Source organism: Flagellimonas sediminis, from assembly GCF_010500845.1.
Taxonomy (GTDB): domain Bacteria; phylum Bacteroidota; class Bacteroidia; order Flavobacteriales; family Flavobacteriaceae; genus Flagellimonas; species Flagellimonas sediminis.
Map to the genome: position 1 here is coordinate 2,501 of NZ_JAAAMI010000022.1, position 2,685 is coordinate 5,185.

The 2,685-nt window shown below is 54.2% G+C and carries 2 tRNA genes and 2 rRNA genes (1 of these 4 running past the window's edge); all 4 read right to left on the minus strand.

Annotated features, from left to right (window positions below):
* Positions 1-581 (minus strand): 23S ribosomal RNA (locus tag GTK07_RS19040); it reaches 2,234 nt to the left of the window's first position.
* A gap of 164 nt (positions 582-745) precedes the next feature.
* Positions 746-822, minus strand: a tRNA-Ala gene (locus tag GTK07_RS19045).
* Positions 823-950: 128 nt separating this feature from the next.
* Positions 951-1,024: transfer RNA gene (locus GTK07_RS19050), tRNA-Ile, on the minus strand.
* A 111-nt stretch (positions 1,025-1,135) separates the two neighbouring features.
* Positions 1,136-2,653 (minus strand): 16S ribosomal RNA (locus GTK07_RS19055).
* Together the 16S and 23S rRNA genes with 2 tRNA genes alongside form the textbook arrangement of a ribosomal RNA operon.
* Positions 2,654-2,685 lie beyond the last annotated feature (32 nt).

Consider the following 2,685-nt stretch of genomic DNA (forward strand, 5'->3'; position numbering starts at 1 on the left):
CGTCACCGGTAAACCGGCTCCGACCGCTTGTAGGCGTATGGTTTCAGGGTCTTTTTCACTCCGTTGTTCACGGTTCTTTTCACCTTTCCCTCACGGTACTGGTCCACTATCGGTCTCCCAGGAGTATTTAGCCTTGGCGGATGGTCCCGCCGGATTCACACAGGGTTTCACGTGCCCCGCGCTACTCAGGATACCACTATCTTTAACGCTCCTTGCCCGTACGGGACTGTCACCCCTGTCGTGCAGCTTTCCAACTGCTTCCGGTTCGTCACGCAAAGAATCCCGTGGTCCTACAACCCCAGAATTGCCGAGACAACTCTGGTTTGGGCTGTTCCGATTTCGCTCGCCACTACTCTCGGAATCACTCTTGTTTTCTCTTCCTCCGCCTACTTAGATGTTTCAGTTCAGCGGGTTCGCCCACCTTGCGGTGTGACAGGCCTTCAACCTGCCGGGTTGCCCCATTCGGACACCCACGGATCAATGCTCATGTGCAGCTCCCCGTGGATTTTCGCAGCTTATCGCGTCCTTCGTCGCCTCTGAGAGCCTAGGCATCCCCCATACGCCCTTCTTTTGCTTGTCGCACCCGTACCAAGTACGGATGCCCTCTCGTAATCCTTATATATTCTATTCTACTTCGTGTTTCTTCTTTTGACTTCGCCATGATGACCTGAATCATCACGCTCCGTCCCAATATGTCAATGAACTTTCTGGCACACCGCCACCGATCGGTGGACGGCACTTGCCGTGGTGGAGAATAAGGGAGTCGAACCCTTGACCTCCTGCGTGCAAGGCAGGCGCTCTAGCCAGCTGAGCTAATTCCCCATTATCAGTGGTCAGTTAACAGTTATCAGTTAACAGTACTACATAACGGTAACCCAACACCTAGAATTTCCTATCCAATACTCTTTTAAAGAACTTAGTACACCGTATTTTCAACTTCGTACTCTTCGTAGTCTCAGGCAGACTCGAACTGCCGACCTCTACATTATCAGTGTAGCGCTCTAACCAGCTGAGCTATGAGACTGCATCGGCCCAAAAATGGGCAGTATACCAAAAAACACATTGTGAACGACAGCATAAAGGCTTCAGGACCACCTCGTGCGGGACCCCGTTTTCCGGGCGTCTCTTTCTCTAGAAAGGAGGTGTTCCAGCCGCACCTTCCGGTACGGCTACCTTGTTACGACTTAGCCCTAGTTACCGATTTTGCCCTAGGCCGCTCCTTGCGGTGACGGACTTCAGGCACTCCCGGCTTCCATGGCTTGACGGGCGGTGTGTACAAGGCCCGGGAACGTATTCACCGGATCATGGCTGATATCCGATTACTAGCGATTCCAGCTTCACGGGGTCGAGTTGCAGACCCCGATCCGAACTGTGACCGGTTTTATAGATCCGCGCCCCCTTGCGGGGTGGCTTCCCTCTGTACCGGCCATTGTAGCACGTGTGTGGCCCAGGACGTAAGGGCCGTGATGATTTGACGTCGTCCCCACCTTCCTCACGGTTTGCACCGGCAGTCCCGTTAGAGTCCCCATCTTTACATGCTGGCAACTAACGGCAGGGGTTGCGCTCGTTATAGGACTTAACCTGACACCTCACGGCACGAGCTGACGACAACCATGCAGCACCTTGCAGGCAGTCCGAAGAAAGGGATGTCTCCACCCCATGCAGCCTGCATTTAAGCCCTGGTAAGGTTCCTCGCGTATCATCGAATTAAACCACATGCTCCACCGCTTGTGCGGGCCCCCGTCAATTCCTTTGAGTTTCATTCTTGCGAACGTACTCCCCAGGTGGGATACTTATCACTTTCGCTTGGCCACGGAGGCTTGCGCCCCCACAGCTAGTATCCATCGTTTACGGCGTGGACTACCGGGGTATCTAATCCCGTTCGCTACCCACGCTTTCGTCCATCAGCGTCAGTACATGGTTGGTCACCTGCCTTCGCGATCGGTGTTCTATGTGATATCTATGCATTTCACCGCTACACCACATGTTCCGGCAACCCCACCATGACTCAAGACCTGCAGTATCAAAGGCAATTTTATGGTTGAGCCACAAACTTTCACCCCTGACTTACAGGCCCGCCTACGGACCCTTTAAACCCAATGATTCCGGATAACGCTCGGACCCTCCGTATTACCGCGGCTGCTGGCACGGAGTTAGCCGGTCCTTATTCTTACGGTACCGTCAGACACCTACACGTAGGTGCGTTTCTTCCCGTATAAAAGCAGTTTACAACCCATAGGGCCGTCATCCTGCACGCGGCATGGCTGGATCAGTCTTCCGACCATTGTCCAATATTCCTCACTGCTGCCTCCCGTAGGAGTCTGGTCCGTGTCTCAGTACCAGTGTGGGGGATCCCCCTCTCAGGGCCCCTAACCATCGTCGCCATGGTGGGCCGTTACCCCACCATCAAGCTAATGGTACGCATGGCCATCCCTGTCCGATAAATCTTTAATCGGAACATCATGCGATGCTCCGATACCATGGGGCATTAATCCAAGTTTCCCTGGGCTATTCCCCTGACAGGGGCAGGTTCCATACGCGTTCCGCACCCGTGCGCCGGTCTCAGGGGTGCAAGCACCCCCTACCCCTCGACTTGCATGTGTTAGGCCTGCCGCTAGCGTTCATCCTGAGCCAGGATCAAACTCTTCATTGTATTTCCTTGAATGTCTGTCCGACACCCGGAAA